Annotated in this window: 18 protein-coding genes; 4 read left to right on the top strand and 14 right to left on the bottom strand. The window is 66.7% G+C overall.

Annotation, left to right across the window (positions count from 1 at the left end):
* Together ACNA7R_RS15030 and ACNA7R_RS15025 are read right to left on the bottom strand one after the other, a co-directional pair.
* A partial coding sequence (locus ACNA7R_RS15030; RefSeq protein ID WP_416284365.1) for a hypothetical protein occupies positions 1 to 410 on the bottom strand: 410 nt, incomplete at its 3' end.
* 188 nt (positions 411 to 598) lie between these two features.
* A complete protein-coding gene (locus ACNA7R_RS15025; RefSeq protein WP_416284364.1) occupies positions 599 to 811 on the bottom strand; it encodes a hypothetical protein in 213 nt (70 codons plus the stop codon).
* Between the two features lie 215 nt (positions 812 to 1026).
* On the opposite strand from ACNA7R_RS15025, the gene ACNA7R_RS15020 reads away from it, so the two are divergent.
* Both ACNA7R_RS15020 and ACNA7R_RS15015 read left to right on the top strand, forming a co-directional pair.
* The gene (locus ACNA7R_RS15020; RefSeq protein ID WP_416284363.1) at positions 1027 to 1692 is read left to right on the top strand and encodes a glycosyltransferase; all 666 of its coding nucleotides are present in this window, start codon (positions 1027 to 1029) and stop codon (positions 1690 to 1692) included.
* Positions 1693 to 1827: 135 nt separating this feature from the next.
* Positions 1828 to 2214 carry a pyridoxamine 5'-phosphate oxidase family protein gene (locus ACNA7R_RS15015; protein WP_416284362.1) on the top strand — a complete coding sequence of 129 codons (387 nt, stop codon included), beginning with the start codon at positions 1828 to 1830 and terminating at the stop codon, positions 2212 to 2214.
* Positions 2215 to 2247: 33 nt separating this feature from the next.
* Here the strand turns inward: ACNA7R_RS15015 and ACNA7R_RS15010 are convergent, their stop codons facing one another.
* From ACNA7R_RS15010 to ACNA7R_RS14985, 6 genes are all read right to left on the bottom strand, one after another.
* The gene (locus ACNA7R_RS15010; RefSeq protein ID WP_416284361.1) at positions 2248 to 3291 is read right to left on the bottom strand and encodes a deoxyhypusine synthase; all 1044 of its coding nucleotides are present in this window, start codon (positions 3289 to 3291) and stop codon (positions 2248 to 2250) included.
* Between the two features lie 133 nt (positions 3292 to 3424).
* Positions 3425 to 4291, bottom strand: a complete 867-nt coding sequence (locus ACNA7R_RS15005; protein ID WP_416284360.1) for a hypothetical protein — start codon at positions 4289 to 4291, stop codon at positions 3425 to 3427.
* Between the two features lie 296 nt (positions 4292 to 4587).
* A complete protein-coding gene (locus tag ACNA7R_RS15000; protein ID WP_416284359.1) occupies positions 4588 to 5355 on the bottom strand; it encodes a Nif3-like dinuclear metal center hexameric protein in 768 nt (255 codons plus the stop codon).
* A gap of 89 nt (positions 5356 to 5444) precedes the next feature.
* Positions 5445 to 7922, bottom strand: coding sequence for a cbb3-type cytochrome c oxidase subunit I (locus ACNA7R_RS14995; protein WP_416284358.1), 2478 nt, complete (start codon positions 7920 to 7922; stop codon positions 5445 to 5447).
* A 223-nt stretch (positions 7923 to 8145) separates the two neighbouring features.
* Positions 8146 to 8811 (bottom strand): class I SAM-dependent methyltransferase, encoded by a 666-nt coding sequence (locus ACNA7R_RS14990; protein WP_416284357.1) that lies wholly within the window; start codon positions 8809 to 8811, stop codon positions 8146 to 8148.
* Positions 8812 to 8965: 154 nt separating this feature from the next.
* The gene (locus ACNA7R_RS14985) at positions 8966 to 9160 is read right to left on the bottom strand and encodes a cold-shock protein (RefSeq protein WP_416284356.1); all 195 of its coding nucleotides are present in this window, start codon (positions 9158 to 9160) and stop codon (positions 8966 to 8968) included.
* Between the two features lie 102 nt (positions 9161 to 9262).
* Here ACNA7R_RS14985 and ACNA7R_RS14980 point away from each other — a divergent pair, with 102 nt between their 5' ends.
* Positions 9263 to 10168 (top strand): acetamidase/formamidase family protein, encoded by a 906-nt coding sequence (locus ACNA7R_RS14980; RefSeq protein ID WP_416284355.1) that lies wholly within the window; start codon positions 9263 to 9265, stop codon positions 10166 to 10168.
* 75 nt (positions 10169 to 10243) lie between these two features.
* Here the strand turns inward: ACNA7R_RS14980 and ACNA7R_RS14975 are convergent, their stop codons facing one another.
* From ACNA7R_RS14975 to ACNA7R_RS14965, 3 genes are all read right to left on the bottom strand, one after another.
* Positions 10244 to 10591: a hypothetical protein gene (locus tag ACNA7R_RS14975; protein WP_416284354.1), complete on the bottom strand. Its 348-nt coding sequence runs from the start codon at positions 10589 to 10591 to the stop codon at positions 10244 to 10246.
* An 84-nt stretch (positions 10592 to 10675) separates the two neighbouring features.
* Positions 10676 to 11527: an agmatinase gene (gene speB / locus ACNA7R_RS14970; protein WP_416284353.1), complete on the bottom strand. Its 852-nt coding sequence runs from the start codon at positions 11525 to 11527 to the stop codon at positions 10676 to 10678.
* A complete protein-coding gene (locus ACNA7R_RS14965; protein ID WP_416284352.1) occupies positions 11527 to 11901 on the bottom strand; it encodes a translation initiation factor IF-5A in 375 nt (124 codons plus the stop codon). Before ACNA7R_RS14965 ends, speB begins: the two co-directional genes overlap by 1 nt.
* Positions 11902 to 12051: 150 nt before the next feature.
* Here ACNA7R_RS14965 and ACNA7R_RS14960 point away from each other — a divergent pair, with 150 nt between their 5' ends.
* On the top strand, positions 12052 to 12597 hold the full coding sequence (locus ACNA7R_RS14960) for a hypothetical protein (protein ID WP_416284351.1): 546 nt from the start codon (positions 12052 to 12054) through the stop codon (positions 12595 to 12597).
* Between the two features lie 30 nt (positions 12598 to 12627).
* Here the strand turns inward: ACNA7R_RS14960 and ACNA7R_RS14955 are convergent, their stop codons facing one another.
* From ACNA7R_RS14955 to ACNA7R_RS14945, 3 genes are all read right to left on the bottom strand, one after another.
* Positions 12628 to 13731, bottom strand: coding sequence for an aminotransferase class I/II-fold pyridoxal phosphate-dependent enzyme (locus tag ACNA7R_RS14955; protein ID WP_416284350.1), 1104 nt, complete (start codon positions 13729 to 13731; stop codon positions 12628 to 12630).
* Positions 13732 to 13951: 220 nt separating this feature from the next.
* Positions 13952 to 15007 carry a hypothetical protein gene (locus ACNA7R_RS14950; RefSeq protein ID WP_416284349.1) on the bottom strand — a complete coding sequence of 352 codons (1056 nt, stop codon included), beginning with the start codon at positions 15005 to 15007 and terminating at the stop codon, positions 13952 to 13954.
* Positions 15008 to 15146: 139 nt separating this feature from the next.
* The coding region (locus tag ACNA7R_RS14945; protein WP_416284348.1) for an ABC1 kinase family protein at positions 15147 to 16656 on the bottom strand (1510 nt) is incomplete at its 5' end.

Raw genomic sequence — 16656 nt, 5'->3', positions numbered from 1 at the left:
GTCTCGAGTTGTAGTCGGATTTTCCGGCGGAAGCCTTCATCTTGTAGCAGCCTCTCCAAAATCTGCGCTATCGAGGTGTAGTTGGTTTCCAGAAGCCTTCGAGCCTCTTCCTCAGTAACCAACTCGATGTCGCTGGTTCGTTGCTGGGTTTCCGTGTTCTCCAGTTGCTGTTCAAGTTGATCGACTTCATCACGTAGTTGCTCGACCTGACGGCGATCACCGATCTTCAATTGTCCTTGCTGCCGAAGGAATCGTGCTTCCTGGATCAGCTCCTGCAGATATTTACTGGCGGATGTTTCGTGTTCTTCGGCTTCTTTCTGCCACTGATTTTTGTGTTCCCTCGGCGGGTATAGTTTGACCAGCGCAGCGTTGTCATTGCTGTTGCTGGTGTTCGTTTGTCTACTCGTCATTTAAAATAAGCACCTCTTAGTGGACGTTTGTCCAAGAATGCTTATTAATCTAGTACTGGATTGAAGGCCTCGGCACTCATAGGGCTCGTCACTACCGGGTGCCGAGTCCGGCTCGGAGCGAGTGGGTCGTCATCGGCCGTGCGAGCCTACGCTCGAGAGCCAAAAGACGGTTTGGATCCCTGCCGTGTTCACTCGGCGCTCGAGCCGTCCGCCGCGAAGGCGGTGTTCCACTCGTCGATGAGATTCTGCAGGCGGTCGTTCTGCGTCCTCGAGAACGTCGCCGGGGCGCGGTCGCTCGCCGTCGGATGCGAGGACCTCGGGGTCGAGTGGGTGGTCTCGGTCGGCTGCTGGTCTGGAGTCGGGTCGGTTCTGGTGGCGTGGGTGTGGGATCGAGTGCTCATTGTCGGTCGAAAGGTCGCGTCGTCGGAAGGCGATGCTGTCGTCGGAGAATCAGGCGAGGGGGTGTACGGGTACGACCGACATCTGTACTGCACCCTTCAGACCGAACCATAATAAATGTTCATGATCTACCGAGTATCGCCGCGATCGGCGACCCGACTGTCGGCACCTGCCCGCCCACAGGTTATACTCGAGGGTAGCGGACCCGAGAACACGGATGGCAGCCACACCGGACGTGAGTTTCGTCGTTCCCGCGAGAAACGAGGCCGACTACCTCCCCGACTGCCTCGAGAGCATCGCGGCCCTCGAGACCAACTACGCCAACGAGGTGATCGTCGTCGACGGCGCCTCGACGGACGGCACCGCCGACGTCGCCCGCGCACACGGCGCGACCGTCCTCGAGGGAACCGGCTCGAGCATCACCGCCGGGCGAAACCTCGGCGGTCGGGAAGCGGACGGGGAGTGGCTGGCCTGTATCGACGCCGACACGCGCGTTCGTCCGAACTACCTGACCGAGATGCTCGGGCTCGTCGAGCGCGAGGACCTCGCCGCCGCCAGTTCGGCCTATCGGATGACCGGCCCCCTACGGGCGAAGCTGATGGAGGGGAGGATCAACCACGTCTTCCCGCGGCTCGGTCGGCCCGTCCTCCCCGGGTTCAACTTCTTCGTCCGCCGGGAGGCGTTTCTCGAGGCCGGGGGCTTCCCCGAGGTGCCGAACGAGGACACGGCCTTTAGCCGACGGCTCGCCGGTCAGTTTCCGACGGGCTACCACGACGCGATCCTCGTCGAGAGCTCCGGCCGGCGGATCGCCGACAGCGGGCTGACGGGGACGCTGTTTCACTACCTCACCCTCGACGCTGGTCGGCTCCAGGCCTCGGTCTGATACGGATTGCCGTGCCGATGTCCCGGCGTAACCGCCGCCCGGGTCGCGGTTGCGCCGGAACTGATGGACGGGAAACCGTATGCATCGGCAGTCGCGGGGCCGTCGCTTTTGCGGGCTCGGCCCCCATCCTCGGGCGTGACGACGGTTCCACCCGAAGCCGAACGACTGCTCGAGAACGAACCGGTGATGGCCCACTTCGCCACCTGCGCCGACGGGCGCCCCCACGCCGCGCCCGTCTGGTTTCGCTACGAGGACGATACCGTCGAGATCGTCACGACGGGCCGAAAGCTCGAGAACATCCGCGAGAACCCGAAGGTCGCGCTGTCGATCCAGGCCGACGACGACGGCGACACGAAGTGGATGGTGACGCTGCTCGGCACCGCGACGATCGTCGAGGACGAGACCGAAACCGACGAAGCCAGACGCCGGATCAACGAGAAGTACGGGGCGCCCAGCGACGCCTACGAGGAGAACCGCCTCGTTCGGATCGACGTCGGCACGGCGAGCTACCAAACCTACTGAACTCGTTCGAGCGCCGAATCGCCGATTCGCCCGCTACTCGAGGCGTTCCCGCGCAGCGGCGATCACCAGCGGCAGCGTGATCGTCGCGTCGGCGTACACCGAGACGTTTTCCGCATCTTTCTCGAGTTTCCCCCACGAGCGGGCCTCCTCGAGGGTCGCCCCCGAGAGCCCGCCCGTCTGCTGGGGATCCATCGTCAGCTGGACCGCGTAGTCGTAGGCGCCGGGCGCGACCAGCATCGTCTGGAGCGTGAAGTTCTTCGGGACGCCGCCGCCGACAACGAAGGCGCCGGCCTCCTCGGCCTCGAACGCGAGGTCGGTCAGCGCGGTCATGTCGGCGAGCGCATCGAGCGAGAACGGCGACGTCTGGGAGTACATCCAGGCCTGTAGCCCGAGGACGGAGTCCTGGACCGCGGGGCAGTAGATCGGCACGTCGTGCTCGTAGGCGGCGGCCGCGATACCCGATCCTTCCTCGACGTCCTCTCGTTCGTTGATCTCGGCATTGGCCCGACCCAGTTCTCGGGTCAGGCGTTCGATCGAGACGGGGCCCGACTCCTCGGCTTCCGCCTCGAGCACCGGAAAGACCTCCTCGCGGAGGTGCGACTCGAACGTCGCGAAGTACTCCTGGGGGAGGTAGACGTTGTAGATCCGGTCGACTCCCTCGTCGCGCAGCGTTTCGTCGTGTTCGCGCTCCGTTTTCCCCTCCGCCTGCACGCAGCCGTGGTGGTGTTTCCCGCCGATCGCTTCGATCGAGTCGTGGGTGAGGTTCGCTCCGGTCGTGATCAGGGCGTCGACGTAGCCGTCCCGGATCAGGTCGGCGACGATCCGGCGCATGCCCGTCGGGACCATCGCACCCGCCAGTCCGAAAAAGACGGTCACGTCGTCGTCGAACATCGCCTCGGTGACGTCGACGGCCTCGTGGAGGTTCGCCGCGCCGACGCCCGCGTTGCCGTACTCGTCGGCGAGTTCGCCGACGGTCATCCCCGCGCGGGCCTCGGCGTGGCCGACGGGGTCGTGTTCGAACGTCTCGCGCTCGGGCGCGTGGCCGTGATCCTCGTCGCTGTCGTGCTCGTCGGTCATATCCTCGAGTCGGCGGGCCAGCGCTTTCAAGACCGCGGTCTCGACGGGATTCGATCGCCGATCGAACTCGAGGGTTCCGGCCCACCCGATCCGTAATCCGACGCGTCCGACGCCGTCGGCGACCCGTGCTCTCTCACGGACGGTCGTCGACGAACTCGTCGGGCGGCGAGAGGTCCGAACCGATCTCGTCGGCCGGGATCGGACGCGGACACGCGACGTCGGCGGCGCTGGTGCGCTCGACGAGCAACTCCCCGTCCCGGAAGAGTTGCACGGCGACGGGTCCGTTCGAGGCCTCGACCGCGAAGCAGGTGGTCTCGCCGGGAGCGACCGCCAGGGACTCGAGGTCGTCCGCCGGGACGTCTTCGACGCCGTCGGCGTCCTCAACGAGTTCCTCGTCTTCGGACGCCTCCTCGCCGCCCGAACCCCTCTCGACGAGCACCTCGCCGAAGAACGCCTCCTGACAGGCGTCGAACTCGGGGTTCGACGCCGTGAGATCGCCCGTGCCCGGAACAACTGGATCGTCCCGGAACGCCTCCGCCGTGCCGACGATGGCGTCGTCGGGAACGCCCTCGAGTTCGCGGACGTCGAACGTCCGGACCCCGTCGACCTCGCCGACCGGTTCGATGACGTTGCCGATCTCGCCGCCGGAGAGGAACGTCGCCTCGAGGATCACGTCGGCGAACTCGCCGACGACCCGCACCGTCTGACAGTCGACGAACTCGATTCGCTCTTCGGGCGGCTCGACGGGGCGCCACCCGAGGGAGACCGGACGCGCCCCGTCGTTGGTCACGCAGAAGACGGCCACGTCGTCGTCCGTACAGGCGGGGACGAGCCGAACGTCGGCGGGGTCCGGCTCCGCGCACGCGGGATCGGCGCCGCCGTCGGTCGCCGTCTCCGTGCCGTCGCCGGCGACCGCGCTACCCGATGCGCCACCGATCACCGCAGCGGTAACGGTGACCCTTCGCAACCACTCTCGTCTGGAAGGGAGCTGTTGTGTCATTGGTTAGTTCCCCGGGAACGGGCCCGAGAGTGAGAGTCCCTTCCCGCGCGACGACCATTGTTATCGGCAGGCTGCAGGGCGGTTCACGGGAGCCAACAGCGCACCTCGAGCGGTCCGTCGACGCCGCCGCGACGATCGGGTCGTCGATCGCTCGAACGGGGCGGCCGGCCAACGGGCGGGCCGAGAGCCGCGTCGAACCGGTCGTCGCCGGCTCGCGCCGATCCGCGGCCGCCAGTACGGAGTCGCTACGTTCCGAGTCGGCGGTGTACGCACCCGTATCCCTCGTCAACGACGGCCTACAGCCCGGTCGGCGACTCGAGGAACGTCGTCTCGAGCCCCCACTCCTCGACGAGTCCCTGCAGCGCCCGAACGCCGAACGTCTCGGTCGCGTAGTGGCCGGCCAGCGCGACGTGGATCCCCGCCTCCCTGGCCTCGTGGTAGACCTGCTGTTTCCCCTCGCCCGTGACGAGGACGTCCGCGCCAGCCTCGACCGCCTCGTCGAGCCAGTCGACGCCGCTGCCGGTGACGACCGCGACCTCCTCGATCTCGTCGGGGCCGAACTCGAGCAGCCGAACGGGTCGGCCGTCGGTCTCGAGTTCCGACTCGAGTCGCTCCGCGAGATCGTCGGGCGCGTAGGCGTCCGGGGCGGTGCCGCGCTGCCCGATGTGTTCGGGGCCGAGTTCGCCGAACGGGGATCGGTCCTCGAGTCCGAGGACGTCGGCGACGCCCGCGGCGTTGCCGAGTTCCTGGTGGCCGTCCAGCGGGAGGTGGGAGACGTACAGCGCGAGGTCGTTCTCGAACAGGGGCTCGAGCCGATCGTACGTTCGTCCCGTCACCCGATCGAACCCGCCCCAGGAGAGCCCGTGGTGGACGACGAGCGCGTCCGCGTCGGCCTCGGCGGCGCGCTCGAACGTCTCGACGGCGCCGTCGACGGCGAACGCGACGTGTTCGACGGTTCCCTCGTCGGGACCCACCTGCAGGCCGTTCGCGCTGGCGTCGAGGTCGGCGTAGTCGTCGGTTCGAAGCCGCTCGTCGAGTCGGTCGGTGAACGTCAAGAGATTCATGCCTCGAGGTGCTCCCGCGAGCGTCTTGTATCCGCCCGGTTCCGTTCGGGTGCGACGGTACGGGTCGGTTCGGCGTTCGCCGAACCGCGTTACATCAGGTAGAACAGCGGGAAGAGGATGACCCAGACGATGTCGACGAAGTGCCAGTAGAGCCCGAAGAACTCCACCGGCCGGTGGTCCTCGAGGTAGGCGTCGATCGACCAGACGCGGTAGATCATGAAGCCGGCGATCAGCAGCCCGAAGATGACGTGCAGCGCGTGCATCCCGGTCGTCACGTAGTAGATCGAGTACTCGAGGCCGTACCACCAGTACTCGCCGTCGGCGAACTTCACGCTGTACTCGTAGGCCTTCACGCCCATGAACGCCAGTCCGAGCCCGACAGTCGCGCCCAGCGTCGCGAGCAGGCCTCGCTTGTTCTTCCGTTCGGCCATCACGAGCGCCAGAACGACCGTGAAACTCGAGGTCAGCAGGATGTACGTGTTCAACAGGCCGGGCCAGGAGGCGAAGGGGACCCGCGTCCAGTCGCCCCAGCCCGCGTGGAGGCGCATGAAGATGTACGCGCCGATGATGGCTCCGAAGACGACGACGTCCGAGGCGAGGAACACCCAGACGCCGAACTTCGTGTTGCCGACCCCCTCGACGGGCCAGCGCTCGGCGATGGCCATCTCGGGGACGACGAACCGCTCGCGCCCGAGTTCGAACAGCGTGTACCCCATGATCGCGACGCCCAGCACGGTCAGTATCGGGTACAGGATGTGCTGTTCGGCACCGGTTCCGACGAGGGTCTCGGGCGGAACGCCGGTCCCCTCCGCGAAGTCGATCGTGTACGGCGTCATCCCCGTCAGTCCGAGGAAGAAGACGAACGTGCCGAACCCGACCCCGATCGGCCAGATGCTGGCGTGATCGGCGTGTTCCTCGCCCGCGGCGGCCTCCGAGGCCGTTCGGTTCTCGTGTGCGACCCCGCCGTCGGGCTGGGCCGCCGAGTCCTCGACGAACTCGAGCGAGCCGCTAGCGTAGCTGGGACGGCCGTCCCAGTTTTCCAGCGGCGGGGGAGAGGGGACTGCCCACTCGGCCGTCCGGGAGAACTTCCAGGGGTTCTCGGGCGCCCGCGGCCCCGCGACGAGGCTGTGGACGAGCGTCGCGAACAGGATCAGGAACGACGCGCCGAAGACGAACGCCCCGACAGTCGAGAGCTGGTGGTAGAGTTGGACGCCCTCGGCGTAGTGGAAGACCCGACGAGGCGTTTCCCAGGCGAGAAACTGCGGGAAGTACAGCAGGTTGAAGCCGACGAAGTAGACCGCGAAGTTGAGCTTGCCCAGCGTCTCGGAGTACATCCGCCCGGTGAGCTTCGGCCACCAGTAGTAGAGGCCGCCGACCAGTGCCGTCACGCCGGAGGCCATCACGTAGTGGAAGTGCGCGACGACCCAGTAGGTGCCCCGGAACTCGTAGTCGAGGACGACCGCGCCCAGGAACACCCCCGTAATACCGCCGAGGATAAAGAGGACGAGCGCCCCCAGCGCGAACAGAAACGGGGTCGTCATCCGCACGCGACCCTTGACCATCGTGTAGATCAGCGCGAAGACGATCAGATCGAACGGGAGCGAGATCCCGATGGTCGTCGCCATCATCAGCGTCTTGATCTCGAGGTTGATCGTCGTCAGGAACATGTGGTGCATCCAGACCAAAAACGACTGGACGGCGACGAGGACCATCGCGATGATGACCCACTTGCGGCCGACGAGTCGCCGTCCCGTGAACGTCTGGAACACCTCGAGCATGATCCCCAGCGCGGGGAAGAAGACGATGTACACCTCCGGGTGCCCGAAGAACCAGAACAGGTGGGCCCACAGCAGGCCCGATCCCTGATCGGTCGCGAAGTACTGGGTGAGCAGCACTCGATCGGACGCCTGCAACAGCAACGCGGCCAGCAGCGCCGCGAAGGCAAACAGCATCATCCAGACGGTCAGCAGCCACGTCCAGGTGAACATCGGCATGTTCCACAGGCCGAGCCCCTCCGCGCGCGAGCGGTGGATCGTCGTGATGAAGTTCACGGAGCCGAGCGTGATCGAGAGCACGAACAGGATCAGCGCGAGCACGGCGCCGTTGCCGCCGGTCGTCGCCTCGAGTGCGGGCGTGTACATCGGCACGTTCAGCGGGGCGTACATCGTCCAGCCGCCGGCGAAGGAACTTCCCTGGAAAAAGGAGATCCCGAACAGGATCCCCGAGAACAGGTAGAACCAGTAGCTCAGGGCATTCAGGCGCGGGAACGCGAGGTCCTTCGCGCCGATCTGGAGCGGGACCAGGTAGTTTGCGAACCCGGACGCGATCGGCGAGAGGAACCAGAACACCATCAGCAAGCCGTGGGTCGAAACCGCCTGGTTGAACTGGTTGTTCGTCAGCAGCCCCGTGCCGCCGCTCTCCCAGAGGTGAGCCCGAAAGAGCAACGCCATGATACCGCCCAGCACCAGGAAAAACAGCGCCGTCACCAGGTAGAGGATCCCGACGTCCTTGTGGTTGGTCGTGACGAGCCACCGCCTGACGCTCGTCTTCGGCGGGAGGTCGCTCACTCGAGGACACCTCCGAGACGGCCACTCGAGCCGATCGGTCGGCCGCCTCCGCTCGAGCGCGACGTCGTGATCGGACCGCTGTGATCTCCCCCCGTTCGGGCTCGCGACACGAGAACCATAGGCAAGGGAACGCTCTCGACCGTCGCGGATATGAAGCTATCCAGCGCGATTGCAAGGTCCCTTTTATCCGAGGCGGTTCGGACTCTCGCTCCGGCTCGGCGGGCTACTCCGCGGGCGGCCGGAACGCTCTGAACGTGTGGTAGTCGAACGCGGTCGCGTCGTCCTCGAGTTCGACCCAGCCGCGGTCGGCGAACACCCGCGACCAGTCGCGGACGTACAGGGGGACCCCGTCGACGTCGCGGACGTCGGTCACGGTCGAGCCGGGGTCGTCGACGGCATCGGCCGTCGGTTCGTCGGCACCAGCCGCAGATCCGCCGGCGTCGGTTTCGGCCGTGACGAGCAGCGAGTCGGTCAGCCGAACCAGTTCGTCGAACACCCACTCGGCCTCGGGCGGGAGGTGCTGGAGCGTCTGGACGGCGTAGACGACGTCGAACCGACCGGTCTCGCGGTCGCGGACGAACTCCTCGAGCGAGCCGTGAGTGAACGTGCCCGTTGCGGCGAGGTCGGGGTAAACCCGATCCATTACCTCGAACGCCGACTCGTTGATATCGACGCCGTGGAGGTCGTCGTACCCGTGCTCGTGAAGGTGAGCGAGGTGGCGACCCGAGCTACAGCCCAGTTCCAGGACGGCCGCGTCGGGACCGACGACGCGGTCGATGATTGCTTCGAGTAGTTCGCTCGTCTCGTTGGGACCGTAGTGGGCGTAGTACGACGGCGAGTACGCGCCCGTTCGCTCCGCCCATCGGTCGTGGATGTCGTCGGTGTTCATCGAAGCAACCCTTCGAATCGCCGGGAACGCGCTGCTCTCGTCTTGAGACCGACGACCCAACGACGTGGTTGCTCGCTCGATAGCGGCGGCGCTCGCCGTGTTCGTTCGTTCGCTCGCTTCACCGCGGCGGATCGGAGCCGTCGATCGGATCCGATCAGAGGCGCGTGAGGTTCTTCGCGCGCGGACCCTTGTCCGCCTGTTCGATTTCGAACTCGACCTCCTGGCCCTCCTCGAGGTCGGGGCCGCCGACGTCTTCCATGTGGAAGAAGACGTCGTCGTCGGTCTCGTCGGTCTCGATGAAGCCGTAGCCGCCAGTGTCGTTGAAGAAGTCGACCGTTCCGGTTGGCATTACTTGTGACTCCGGCCTCCGACCATATATATTCGAGGGGTAGCACTCGCCGGTTCCGACCGAGGGACCGTTTTACGACCTCCCCGTTCGAACGGTACGTGTATGCAACGTGAACAAGTCACGTACGACGACGGCGTGGTGTACGAGTTCGGTCCCGACCTCGAGGCGGTAACGACCGTCGAGTCAGGCGCCGAGTTAACGATCGAGACGAGGGACAGCTTAGACGGCACGATCCGGACGGAGGCGGACGTCATCGAGTCGATCCCCTCCGAAGTCAACGCCGCGACGGGACCGATCGCGGTCGAGGGGGCCGAACCGGGCGACGTCCTCCGGGTCGAAATCGAGGAGATCCGCCTCGCCGAGGAGCAGGGCCGCGTGATCACCATCGGCGGCTTCGGCCTGCTCGACGGCGAGGAGGGGATCGAGTCGCCGAGAACCCGGCTGCTGTCGGTCGAGGGCGACACCCTCACGTTCGGCGACCTCGAGGTCGACGTCGCGCCCGTCATCGGAACGATCGGCGTCGCGACCGACTCCGAGTCGTACACGACGCTGGTCCCCCACGACCACGGCGGGAACCTCGACACGACCGACATGACCGCCGGCTCGGTCGCCTACTTCCCGGTGTTCCAGGAGGGCGCGATGCTCGCGATGGGCGACTGCAAGGCGGCGATGGCCGACGGCGAGATGTGCGGCACCGGCGCGGAGATCGCCACCGAGATCGACGTCACGCTCGAGGTGGTCTCCGATCCCGATCCGGGTCTCGAGCGACCGCTGGTCGAGACGGCCGACGCCTGGAAGACGATCGCCAGCGCCGAGACGCTTCAGGAGGCCTGCAAGCTAGCAAATCGCGACGCGGTCGACCTGCTCGCGGCCGAACACGGCTGGGACGCGACCGACGCCTACATGCTCTCGAGTCTGGTCGGCGGCCTCGAGATCAGCCAGGTCGTCGACCCGCTGGTGACCGCGCGAAACGCCGTGCCGAAGGCGTACCTCGAGTCGCCGTTCTAACTGAAACTGTTTGCATACTGATCACACAGCCGTCGTGCGATCAGGTGCGCACTGACTTTCAGTAGCTACTATAGTTCACCGAACCGCCGCGTCGGACTCGAGAACCGCCTCGAGCAGCCGACGGGTCTCGGAATCGGCCGTCAGGACGACCTGCCAGGTCGAGGGGTCGTATGCGATCACGCCGCAGTCGGCGAGTCGCGGAAGGTGATCGTGCGCGAGCGCGATCTCGATTCGGCGGCGACACGACGGGGCGGTCTCCTCGGACGACACCTTCCGGTTTCTGGCGGCTATCTCGTGAGCGAGGTTCGAGAGCGTCGTCCGTTCGTCGGTACACAGCTGCTCGAGCAGGTAGCGTCGGTGCGGATCCGTTAGCAGCTGCCAGAGGACGTCCGGACCGACGGTGGTCGGTTCCGTTCGCGACATGCGACAACGGTTGGCGGGCACTCGGTCAACGCTGCTCCCTTACCTGTATGGGTGTGATCCGAGGGTGGAGAAACGATTCGGCCGTCAGCAATCGACTGCGTGCGTGTAGACGAACTCCCGAACGAGTTTCCCGGCCAGCGCCGCGGCCTGCCCGTCGTCGCGGTCGTTGACCTCCACGACGTCGAACCCCGTCGCCGCGGGTGCGAGCGCGCGCACGACGTCGCGCATCTCGCGGGGCTCGAGGCCGAACGGCTCCGTGGTTCCCGTTCCCGGCGCGTAGCCCGGATCTGCAGCGTCGATATCGACGCTGCAGTACAGCTCTCGCTCGAGCAGCGCTGAATCAGGCTCCCAGTCGGCGACGTCCTCGGGAGCCACCACGGTGACGTCGGCCTCGCTCGCCCGATCCCACTCGGCCTCGCTGCCGGTCCGGGCGCCGAGGATCACCGCCTCCTCGACGTTGTCGACCGTCTCGAGGATCCGACGAGTGACGCAGGCATGCGAGAGCGGGTTGCCGTCGTAGGCCTCGCGGAGGTCGAGATGGGCGTCGAGGACGACCAGCGCCTCGGGCTCGACGGCGCGGGCGCCCGCGAGCGTGACGGTGTGCTCGCCGCCCAGTAGGAGGGGGACGGCGTCGTCCCAGACGACGTCTCGGACCGTCCCCTCGAGCCACTCGAGGTACTCGCCGACGTCGTCCCACGGGCGAACGTCGCCGTGGTCGACGACGCCCAGCTCCGAGAAGTACCGGTCCGTCCGGTGGTCGTAGTCGTCGAACGTCTCCGAAAAGTGGCGGATGCATCGGGGACCGAAGCGGGTCCCCGGCTGAAAGGTCGTCGAGGCGTCCAGGGGCGCACCGACGACCACGAAGTTCGCGTCCGAGCGATCGGGTCGGCCCGTCGCGTCGGCTCGCTCGCGCTCGTCGGTCGCCCCGGGAAACATTAGACGATCTTTCGCTGGTCTTCCATCTCGAGGAACTCGATGTTCTCGTCGGGCGAGACGTCCTGGTCGTCGGGGACGCGCATCGTCATCGTCTCGTAGGTCTCGAGGTCCATCACCTGCATGTCCGAGCCGTCGACGGAGACGACCTGGCCCTGCTTTCGCTCGACGATCGGGACCCAGATCTTCGCGTCGACGGGCTGGGACAGCGAGCGCTTCTTCCCGTCGAAGACGCCCTCGGCCTCGATTCGGGCCTTGGCGCTGCCGTGTTTGCCGGGCTTGGCCGTCGAGTACGAGTTGATCTTACAGGCCGCGTCGTCGATGACGACGTAGCTTCCTTCCTGGAGGTCGCGAACTTCTTGCTGCTGTTTCGCCATATCGCCGGGTAATCAACCGACGGCCATAAACCGTTTGGAATGCCCGCTCGACGGGTGGAATCCGATACCACGCCCCGTCCGCGGGCTCGACCGAGGGGAGCCCAGTCCGGAGCGAAAACGCCTCGGCCGACGGGGTCGAACGCACGGCCGATGCGAGCCGCGCTCGCGGCGTCGCTGCTCGCCCTCGCGCTCGTCGGCGCCGTGCTGGTCGTTCGGCGCGGTCGGAAGCGGCGGCGCTCCCCGCTCGAGGAGGCCGTCGACGACCGACTCGCGGAGTCGATGGGGCCGGGAACGGGGTCGCACCTCGAGCGCGCGCCGAGGATCCGCCGGCTGGCGGTCCTCGATGAAGACGCCGGCGAACCGGTCTACGCGCCCCGGATCCGGATCGACCTCGGAACGACCGACGCGCCCGGGATGGAACTCGTCTTCGAGTACGTCGCGGGCGTGCTCGAGGCGAGCCACCCGGTGTTCGAGGAGCACGACGAGCGCGTCGCGTACTACGACGTCGAGCTCACGTTCGGTCCCGACGGGCTGCTCGTCTCGGGGGAGTGTCGGCGGGTGACGGTGCCGGCGGAACTCGTCGAGAGACTGCTCGAGGACGACCGCTATCGGGCGTTCGACCTCCGACGGGACATCGAGCGTGCGGACGGCAACGACGACTCGGTCGCGGCGCTGTGGAAGCCGTGTCGGTCGTAGTCGGACGGCTATCGACGTGGTCGTCTCTCGCTACTCGAGCACGCGCTCGATCCGCTTCAGTCCGTCCTCGAGTTCCTCGGTCGGGAGTCCGAACCCGATCCGGAACCGGTCCGGATGGCCGAAGAACTCGCCGGGCGCGAGGACGACGCCCTCCTCGAGGACCGCTCGGCAGAACGACTTCCCGGTCTCGAAGCCGTCGGGAACGGTCACGAAGCCGTTGACGCCGACGGGGTCGTACCACTCGAGGCCGTGGCGCTCGAGAAACGCCCGCACTCGGTCGCGGTGGTCGGCAACGAGTGCGCGGTTTTCGACGAGGATCTCGTCCTCCTGCTCGAGGGCCTGTGTCGCGACGTGCTGGCCGAAGATCGACGGCGAAATGGTCGTGTAGTCCTTCCAGTTCCAGGCCGTCTCGAGCAGGTCCTCGTTCCCGACGAGCCAGCCGAATCGCAGCCCCGCGAGCCCGTAGGACTTCGAGAGGCTCGCGGTCGAGAGGCCGTAGGGGCCGAGGCTCGCGACCGGCGGCAGCGGATCCTCGGCGAGCAGCCTGTAGACTTCGTCACAGAGCAGGTAGGCGTCGTTGTCGGCCGCGAGATCGTACAGGGCCTCGACTTTCTCGAGCGAGTGGTATCTGCCGGTCGGGTTGTTCGGGTTGTTCAGGACGATTAGTTTGGTTTCGGGGCGGATCGCGTCGTCGACGGCGTCGACGTCGAGTTCCCAGTGAGGTGGCTCGAGGGACACTCGAGTTACCTCGCCGACGGCGTCGGGGACGGCGTGCAGCGCCTGGTAGGTCGGGGTGACGACGACGGCGTGCGGGCTCCGCGACGCGGAGCCGGACGGCGAGGCGCCAGCGGCGCCGAGCGTCGGCTCCTGGAGAACCGACAGGAAGGCCAGGAAGTTCGCCTCCTGGGTGCCGCAGGTGCAGAGGACCTCGCTAGTCTCCCGGTCGTAGCGATCCGCGATCTTCGCTCTGAGGTCGGGGTCGCCGTTCGTCGGAATCACGTAGCCCAGTTCGCCGGGATCGGTGTCGAAGCGCTCCGTCGAGAGGCTGCGGACGCCGCTTTCGGCGAGCATGATCTCGGCCTCGTGTTCGTACTCGGCGAACCAGCGCTCGAGGCCGAAGGTGTCGATCTGCATGCTCGAGGGGTAGGGAGCGTTCGTAATCGTTCATTCGGCATGGAGCGCGGACTCGAGAACCGAACGCGAATGATGAGCCGAGTGAAGCCTGGCACGGTGGCGCGCGCTGTCGACCGATTCTCGCTATCGCTCGAACGAGTCGACAGCGCGCGCCACCGCTGTAGTCCGGACGGGCGATCAGACGCGCGGTTCACCGCGGCTCGAGCGACGTTTCCCCACTTCAGGACCAGCGAAAGCCCTCGGGGTCCGCGGGCGGCTCGAGCGGACTCTCGGGCAACTCGCCCGTCACCTCGGGTTCGTTGTACGCCCCCGGCGCGACGTCGTTGGGCGTGTCGGGGTAGAACACCGACGCGAGCGCCTGGAGCTGTCCCCGCCCGACGCCGAGTTCGAACTGGCCGCCGCCGTACAGCGTCATGCCGCGCTCCTGGCAGTAGTCGATCGTCTCGAGCAGCGACTCGAGCGAGCCGAATCGCGAGGGCTTGATGTTCAGCCACTCGGGCTCCCACGGCAGCTCCCGGACATCCTCGAGGCCGTGGATCGGCGCGTCCCAGGAGGTCCGCGAGCGAACGGCCTCGTCCTCGAACAGTTCCTCGGTCCCGTCCTCGAGCGCGGGGTCCTCGAGGACGGCCTCGGGAAAGCCCTCGATCAGGCGTTCGTACAGCTCGGGGCTGACCTCGACGTCGACCTCGGTGCCGCTGTACTGCCCTTTGAGATCGAAGATGCGGACGGCGTCGGTCGCCGCGAGTTCCTCGACCAGCGCGGCGTCCCAGTCGGGGGTCGGATCGAGCTTGAGTTCGAGCCCCGGAACCGCCTCGAGCAACGCCTCGACCCGATCGGTCGAGGGCTCGTCGCCGAGTCGAGTGCTGGCGATAAACCGGACGGGCTCGTACTCGGTCTCGAGTCGCGACGCCAGATCGGTATCGGCCTGCCGCAGCGCAAGGTCGAGCGCGGTGGCCTCGAGGCCCCACCGGCGGTAGTTACGAAAGACCTCGCGTTCGGGCGTGCCCGCCGGAAAGAGATCGAGGTCGGCGAGCCGGCTCGAGAAGGAGTCGATCGTGTACTCGCCGGTGAGGTCGGGCAGCCCCGACTCCGCGAGCGCGTCGTGTTCCTCGGTCTCGTAGGTAACGTCCTCGCCCTTCCCGACGGCGCCGTCGGGTCCCTCGAACGAGAACTGGGTGGTGACGCGGGTGAACCCGCTCGAGGTCTCGCGCTCGAGGCGCTCCCTCGAGACGTCGCCGATCGTCAGCGACAGGTCGGCGATCCGATCGTAGCTCATAGGTGGGTATCGGCGGCCAGCGGAAAGAAGGTTGCAGTGGCGGCGGTCTCGTCTCCTTCTCGGTCGTGTGAACTCCCGTACGTCAGTTCCGGAGCTACTGCGCCGTCCTTCCTTCGGGAGCTCGTTACGGCAGACCGCCTCACTCCTCGCTCCGTCGCTGGCGGAGGTTCTGGCGGGTGAACTGCGGTTTCGCCTGCAGCGAGCCGCCGCCGTCGCGGAACGACCGGTAGAGCTGCACGAGCAACACTGCCGAGAGGACCGCGGCGACGATCGAGGCCTCCGGCGCCCCCAGCGCGTACAGCACGCCCATCGAGAACAGCGACATCGTCAGCAGCATGCCGTAGACGAGCCGTTTGGCGAGCTTGTCGAACACCCCCTCTGAGTCCTCGACGCCGATCCGGACGTAGAGGTTGTCCCGGTCGAGTCGGTCCAGCGTGCGCTCGGTCTTTGGCGCGAGCCGCGTCAGCGATTCGCCGGATTCGCGGAGCTGGCGGCCCGTCTGTTCGGCGTACTGGCGGATCGACTCCTCGCGGTAGCCCTGCTCGGTCAGGTAGTCGGTCGCCGTCGCAATGAAGTCGAAGTCCTCGTCGAGCGTGACGCAGACCCCTTCGACCACCGTCGCGACCCGCAGGACGAGCGCGAGGTTCTTCGGCAGCCGGAAGGGGAACTCGTAGATCGAGTCCTCGATCTGGCCGACGATCTGCTGGACGCGGTACTGCTCGATCTCCTGGCCGCGGGCGTCCTGGATCGCGAGCTCCATTACCTCGGCCATCACCGCCCGATCCGCCTCCGGACTCAGGGTGCCGACCTCGATCAGCGCATCGAGGATGGCGTCGATGTCCTGGTTGGCGACCGCGATGTAGAACTCCACGATCTTCCCCTGGACGAACTCGTCGACCTGGCCGGACATCCCGAAGTCGTAGAAGATGATCGCCCCGTCGTCGGCCACCGCGAGGTTTCCCGGATGGGGGTCGGCGTGGAAGACGCCGTCGTCGATGATCATCTGGAGGTAGGATCGCTGGAGGTTCTCGGCGACCCGACTCCGGTCGATCCCCTTGCGATCCAGCTCATCGACGTCGTTGATCTTCGTCCCCGGAACGTACTCCATCGTGAGCACCCGCGGACCCGAATGGCTCTCGAGGACCTCGGGGATGACGAACCGGTCGTCGCCCGCGAAGTTCGACCGGATCTCGGTCAGCATCGCGGCCTCCCGCTCGTAGTCCATCTCCTCGCGGATCGTCTTCGCGAACTCGTCCGCGAGGTTCTCGAGCGAGAACGATCTCGAGTCGTCGACGAAGTACAACAGCAGCGGCAGCGACCACCGGATGACTCGCAGGTCGGCTTCGACCAGCTCCTCGATATTCGGTCGGCGGATCTTCACCGCGACGGGCTCGCCGTCGACCTGCGCTCGGTAGACCTGGCCGAGACTCGCCCCGCTGATCGCCTCGGTGTCGAACTCCGCGAAGCGGGAGTCGACCGGACCGAGTTCGTCCTCGAGGACCCGTTTCGCTTCGGGCCACTCGGCCGGCGGGACCTCGTCCTGGAGGGCCGCGAGCTCCTCGATGTACTCCGGGGGCAGGACGTCGGGACGCGTCGAGAGCAGCTGGCCGAGCTTGATGAACGTCGGTCCCAGCGTCAGCAGCGACTCG

The sequence above is a fragment of the Natronococcus sp. genome (assembly GCF_047921035.1).
Classification (GTDB): Archaea; Halobacteriota; Halobacteria; order Halobacteriales; family Natrialbaceae; genus Natronococcus.
The sequence above is the reverse complement of the archived record's forward strand: the minus strand, read 5'-3'. Positions and strand labels throughout refer to the sequence as shown.